The organism is Chryseobacterium sp. VAUSW3 (genome assembly GCF_002205795.1).
GTDB classification, from domain to species: domain Bacteria; phylum Bacteroidota; class Bacteroidia; order Flavobacteriales; family Weeksellaceae; genus Kaistella; species Kaistella yananensis.
In genome coordinates this window covers 1,145,584-1,151,777 of sequence record NZ_NIUY01000001.1, presented here as the reverse complement: position 1 = coordinate 1,151,777, position 6,194 = coordinate 1,145,584, and the positions used below count along the sequence as shown (strand labels likewise).

Sequence of the window (6,194 nt, the reverse complement as noted above, 5' to 3'; positions counted from 1 at the left end):
TCCCACTTGCTCTCGATTTGGGACTGCAAAGATAAGCACTTTTCAAACCATTCCAAAGTTTATTAACACTAATTTAATACTAAAAACACAACTCGCTGAATAACTGCGGGAAAAATTTACTTTAAAACGATAAATAGTTTTTCCTGTTCTATTTCCGAGCCTAGTATTATTCCTTAAAAGTTTCTTAAACCACGCAACCCACTATAATTATTCTGAAGACTCGTAGTAAAAATAAAAATCCCACTCCTTAAAAGAGCGGGATTAATATTTATACCTATTAAGTTGAATTACTTATTCAGACTTTTATTAAGATTTACGGCGTCCTGATAACCCGGGTTGAGTTCTACCGATTTAGCTGCATAGCTGCGCGCTTTGGCAGGATCGCTGTCTTTTACTAAATATGCTACGGCGAAGTAAGCGTAAGAAAGTGTTTCTTTATTAGCGGCCATATCTGCTGGTTTTACTGTACTGATGAATTTCTCATAAGCAATTTTAGCCAACTCATTATTACCTGCCTGCTGATAAGAGTAACCCTGGCTGTAATATGCCGGAGCCCAATCAGGCAACAAACCGCTCATCTTTTGCCAAGATTGAATTGCACCATTCCAGTTTTTAGCTTCCTGATAGGCATTTGCTAACTTAAAAAGAGCGTCTGTATCCTGAGGATTTGTAGCCACCTGTTTTTTAAGCGCTTCAATCTCTGGGGTCGTTGGTCCTGCATCAACGGCTGCCTGGTTAATACCACCGCCACCTTTGATTTTCACCAATTCTAGATCCCAGTTCATTGTTTCATCTTTTGCTGCTTTTGCAATTGCAATCTTCTGCTGGGAATCTGCATTTAAAGCAGTTTTCTTAGCTTCATCTGTTTCTTTCTGAGCTAATCCTGCAGAAATTAAACCTAGAAGACCCTGATCTGCTGCCTGAACTCTTGACTTTTCAGCTTTAGCAACAAATTGATCCATGCTTGCTTTTGCAGCGGCATAATCTCCATCTGCATATAATAGATATGCTCTCAGCTTATATTTAATAGGATCATTTACTTTATCGAAAACTTTATCCAAGTAAAGTTTAGAATTGCCATAATCTTCATTTGTGAAGAATAGTTTAGAAATCTCAAGTTGTGTATCCGGATCCTCATCAGCATACTTTGCATAATTAAGCAAATCCTGAGTAGCCAACGCATTTTGCTGATATCTGATATCATACGCTGCTTTTGCTTTATATGCCGGTGCATAAGTTGGGTCTGCAGCAATTGCACGGTCAATACTTTCTTTAGCTTTCTGCCACTGCTGAGCCTGCATCCAAAGCGTACCAATTCTGGTATACACTGAAGCCTTATTTTTTGCAACCGGCAATGCTTTATCATAAGCTGTCATTGCGGAACCTGCAACCTGTGGGCTGTTTGTTAATTTCAAACGGTATGCATCACCTAAAGTATAGTAATAATAAGCAGGAGTTCCTCCTTTCTGTGATTTTTCCACAGCTCTGTTCAAAAGGTCGATTGCGAGGTCTGCATTTGCTGCACCTCCAAAAATTGTTAAAGCTTCAGCTGCTCTGTATAGAACTTCCGCATCTTTATCACGGGAATCTTTAACTATATTTTGAATTTCAGCGATTGCAGATTTGTCTCCCTTACCTAGTTTTACAGAAGCTAATCCGATTTTGTTAAGATAACTTTTTTTATCTGCTGCTAAACCTTTATTAAAATTTTCCTGTGCCAGTTCAAAATTAGGTTCGAACTGAGTGAGGTAGGAATTCCCTAAGTAAAAATAATTTTCTGCCGTTGGTGATTTGGCAATCATTTCATTAAAAACTGTTTTAGCTTTTGCGTATTTATGACTGTCGGCATTTGCAACACCTTCCTGTAAAGTCTGCGCAAAAGCGAAGTTAGAAAAAAATCCTACCGCAACTCCTAAAGCAACTTTTCTTGTTAAATTCATTATATCTTTCATTTTAATTGTTTATATGTAAAAAACTTACTAACTCTATTACCCAATTTTCATACCATAAAATTTCACCATAACTTTTTAAGTAAAATTTAACGCATCTGAACTTCTCTTCTGAATATGTTATAGGGTTGTAGTCCTTCCTTCTGTACGACAATTTGGCCTAACTGTTGGCAGGAAAAACGAATCATACCGTTTCCTAAACCGTAATAAGCTTCATTCGTCAGGAAATATAGTGTTCGCGAAAAGGGATAGCTCATATCCCGAATTGTCGCGATTTCAGGCATTACCGCTTTTTTATTTGAAATCACGGGCAATATTTTAACCGAATTTCGCAGCTCCTGTGACTCTGTATCGTATGGTCTGCTGATGGTATTTAGACTAATTACCCCAATTTTTTCCGGATGTTTATTGATTTCATCTACTATATTTTTATTTCCATTGATAATGGAGAATTTTAATTCACTTGGCTTTTTATCTAATTTTTGCGCAACAAAATTTAAATTACTCGAATTGGCACCATCAAAAATGATATTTTTATTATCAGAAACTAATAAATCTGAAATTTCTTCAATTGAAACTGATTCCCTCGCCGCACTTTTCGAAACTACAAAGACAACAGCGTCTACAGCAAACTTTGCAGGTACAATATCCATATCGATTTTGTCTTTGTATGCTTTTTTTTCTTCTTCGCTCAAATCCCGGGACATTACAATAACCCTTACTTTATTTTCGAGCAGATCCAAAAATGCTAAATCTTCTTTTTTGATGACCAGATTAATCTTGGTTTTCGGATTCAGTGCCATATATCTCTGCGTTAAAGCTTCAGTGACACTTTGAAAAGATTCATCAGCAGCAACAGTAATTTCACCTTGCTGTGGATCGTCTACCAAAACTTTCTCTGTTTTTTTACATGAAAGAAAAAATGTAAAAATGCAAACTAATAATGCGAGTAATCTATTCTTCATTTTTATTCTGTCGGATTCTGTATATCGCTCTCACGATTCTGAAAATTCCGTAAAGGATTAATAAAGCGCCTAAAGCATAGGCGATATTGGGTTCAAGGAAAATGATGAAAAATTTATAAATAATGACAACAATGCCCAGAACAATATAAAAAAAACCTGTTACTAATGATAACCAATTAAACAACATGCGCAAAAATACAAAAAATTAAAAAAAGAGAAGCTTTTGCTTCTCTTTCATTATATTAAATTCAATTTTAATAAATTATTCGAACTGCATGGTAAGCGGCATTCTGAATCTATAACGTACAGCCTGACCGTTTATTTTTGCAGGGGCCCATTTATTTTTGATTGATTTTACAGTTCTGATTGCTTCCGCGTTAAAATCTTTATTAGATCCATTTGCTTTCACATCAGTTATCGATCCGTCTCTCTCCACAACAAATGTTACCTCAGTTTTCACTGTACCTTCATCACCATCCATCACAGAAGTATCAAAACTGCTGTTTACTTTACTTCTGAAGGAGTTGATACCACCAGGGAACTCAGCTAACTGCTCAACTTCCGTATAAACCTGGGTCTCAGAAACCTGTGGCTTCACTTCTACTGTCGTAGATTTTGTAGGCCCGGGTGGAGGTGGGGGTGGGGTATAACTTGGAGTCTTCACACCTTCCTGTGCAATAAGACCTGTTGTAGTTTCCAGCTGCTTTGTAATTGGCGGCGGTGGAGTTTCTACTTTTGGAGCTTTCACCGGTTCCGGTACCACGTTCTGAATTACCTCCTGCTGAGGCTCTTCTTCTTTTGGTGGCGGTGGTGGTGGGGGTTCATCTTCCACCACTTCTTCTATAATGGGCTCTTCCGGTAAAATGTCAATTAAATTGGCATTAACTTCGGTAGCTTCTTTCGCATTCATCTGCTTGATCTTCATGATCACAAACGGAGTGATTGCCGCTACCAGGAAGAGAATGGTTCCAAGAATAAAAGACTTGGTGAGTACTGATCTATAACTTGTTCTTAAGTCATAGGCCCCGTAAGCTTTATTTCTGTTTTCAAATACAATTTCATCTAAAGTAAGATTACTTTTGTATGCGTTATCTTCTGCCATTTTTCTTTCTTTAAAATTTAAACTAATTCATTCTAGTTTGTATCAGCTGCCGGAGCTGCTGGTGCAGAACCGCCAACCTTCTTGTCATAAATTGCCTGCTCCCAACTTTTAACATCGGTAATACCGTATATTTCGTTTTTGGTAATGGCCATCTCATCCAGAATGTCTACAAAGTTTTTATACACTGCATCGTCTGTCGGCTTAATGATCACGGTAAATTTAGTCTGATCTTTAGCTCTAGCTTTTGCCTGCTCGATTACTTTGGTAATCCCTTCTCTATCAAAAGATGTTTCCTGAAGCGTTTGCTCGTTAAGGCCTGCCTGGTCTAACTGATGATAGAAAATCCTGTTGTCTTTTCCTATAATTAGAGAAATTGAATTGGATAAATCAATTTCGGTTGGAGGTGGTTTCTGGGTTTCATCTTTCGGTTTTGCCGGAAGCCCCAGATCCATCACATTCGGTTTGTTGAAAGTTGTAACCAACATAAAGAACGTGATCAAAAGGAACGCCAAATCCACCATTGGGGTTAAATCTACGTGGGGCGGCTGCTTCTGCGAGCGCACCTTACCACCTTTCCCGCTACTGTCTTTTACTTGTACTTCTGCCATTTCTTTATTATTGTGCTACTTCCTGACTTGTTATTAACCAGAATTTCAAGAAATCAATATCTCTCAATCCTTCGAACAATGCTTTAACCTTAGGGTATTTCGTCTCTACGTCGCCCTTTACTGCTAACTTATAGTCAGGATTTACTTCTAAACTTTTCTGTACCCAGTCGATCAACTGCTTATTGGTACTGTCAAGCGGAACGCCTGTTTGGCTCTTAAATGCTTTTTTATCGTCCTCGGAAAGATTCAGATATCCTTTAAGTTGATTCATCGGCACTCCTACAGACTGCATTTTGGTGAACTCAACTTTCTCTTTATCCGTAAATTTCACTCCGTACTTCTCTCCCATTTTATCTAAAAGCTGCATTCTTTCGGTCCCGTTATCTACTGGTGTAAAGTAGAATTTTCCGTCTGTTGTACTGAGAACAGTCATCAAACTGGCGTCCGGAAGAAGTTTTTCAGAGATAGAAGATGGCGTGGTTACCGTTTCGACATCAGGAACATTGAACTGAGCCGTAAGGATAAAGAACGTAAGGAGTAGGAATGATACGTCGGTCATCGCCGTCATATCTACCCTTATGTTATGTCTTTTTGGTTTGACTCTCGCCATTATACTTTATTTTTTTATTAAACTTCACATATTTTAGACCTTAAAATAACCCTGAGGTTAAAAAAGGCCTGCCCTCAAAACAAAATTTCTTAGTGAAATTCTGCAAATGACTGCTGGATTGACATTGCGATTTCGTCAATTTTGAACGTTAACCCGTCAATCTTAGAAGTAAAATAGTTATAAAGGATAATCGCAACTGCAGAAGTACCAATACCTAAAGCCGTGTTTACAAGTGCTTCAGAGATACCGATTGAAAGTGCAGCTGAATCTGGAGTACCACCACCTGAACCTAATGCAGAGAACGCCTTAATCATCCCGATTACCGTTCCTAGTAGTGCAACAAGAGTTGCTACTGTACCTAAGGTAGAAAGAATCATCATGTTTTTCTCAAGCATTGGCATCTCAAGAGTTGTAGCTTCTTCAATTGATTTGTTAAGCGCAACCATCTTTTGCTCTTTGTTCATTGTAGTATCGTGAGCTAAAGCTTTGTAAGTCGTAAGACCTTCTTTTACTACGTTACCTACAGAACCTTCCTGTCTGTCGCACTCTTCAATAGCTTCATCTATTTTGTTCTGATCAAGCAATCTTCTTACGCTTAAAACAAAGTTATCAACATTTCCTTTACCTGCAGCTTTTCTCAAAACTAATGCACGCTCAATAGAAAACACGATAACGATGATCATAAACGAAATAAGAATTGGTACAATTGGCCCACCCATATAGATAATCCCCATAAATCCATCAGGATGTAATTCTTTTGTTTCCAAATCCGAGAAACTTACAGATGAAAGACCCTCCAGCCTTGGATCGGCTTTAAAGTTTCCTGGATTTCCCAATACAAATAAATAAATAGCAATACCTATTGCGATAAGAATAGGAATAACTAATGCAGGATTTAAGCCCCCTAACTTTTTAGCAACTACTTGCTCCTCGTTGTTTGAAACATTCATTTCCATACTA

Annotated in this window: 6 protein-coding genes; all 6 read right to left on the bottom strand. The window is 37.9% G+C overall.

Annotated features, from left to right (window positions below; genetic code table 11):
• Positions 1-287 precede the first annotated feature (287 nt).
• Positions 288-1,952 (bottom strand): tetratricopeptide repeat protein, encoded by a 1,665-nt coding sequence (locus CDW55_RS05225; protein ID WP_088468632.1) that lies wholly within the window; start codon positions 1,950-1,952, stop codon positions 288-290.
• 86 nt (positions 1,953-2,038) lie between these two features.
• Positions 2,039-2,914, bottom strand: coding sequence for a PstS family phosphate ABC transporter substrate-binding protein (locus CDW55_RS05220; protein WP_088468631.1), 876 nt, complete (start codon positions 2,912-2,914; stop codon positions 2,039-2,041).
• A gap of 262 nt (positions 2,915-3,176) precedes the next feature.
• Positions 3,177-4,016: an energy transducer TonB gene (locus CDW55_RS05210; RefSeq protein WP_088468630.1), complete on the bottom strand. Its 840-nt coding sequence runs from the start codon at positions 4,014-4,016 to the stop codon at positions 3,177-3,179.
• 32 nt (positions 4,017-4,048) lie between these two features.
• Positions 4,049-4,624 (bottom strand): ExbD/TolR family protein, encoded by a 576-nt coding sequence (locus CDW55_RS05205; RefSeq protein ID WP_088468629.1) that lies wholly within the window; start codon positions 4,622-4,624, stop codon positions 4,049-4,051.
• A gap of 7 nt (positions 4,625-4,631) precedes the next feature.
• Positions 4,632-5,234 carry an ExbD/TolR family protein gene (locus CDW55_RS05200; protein ID WP_088468628.1) on the bottom strand — a complete coding sequence of 201 codons (603 nt, stop codon included), beginning with the start codon at positions 5,232-5,234 and terminating at the stop codon, positions 4,632-4,634.
• Between the two features lie 89 nt (positions 5,235-5,323).
• On the bottom strand, positions 5,324-6,190 hold the full coding sequence (locus CDW55_RS05195; protein ID WP_088468627.1) for a MotA/TolQ/ExbB proton channel family protein: 867 nt from the start codon (positions 6,188-6,190) through the stop codon (positions 5,324-5,326).
• Positions 6,191-6,194 lie beyond the last annotated feature (4 nt).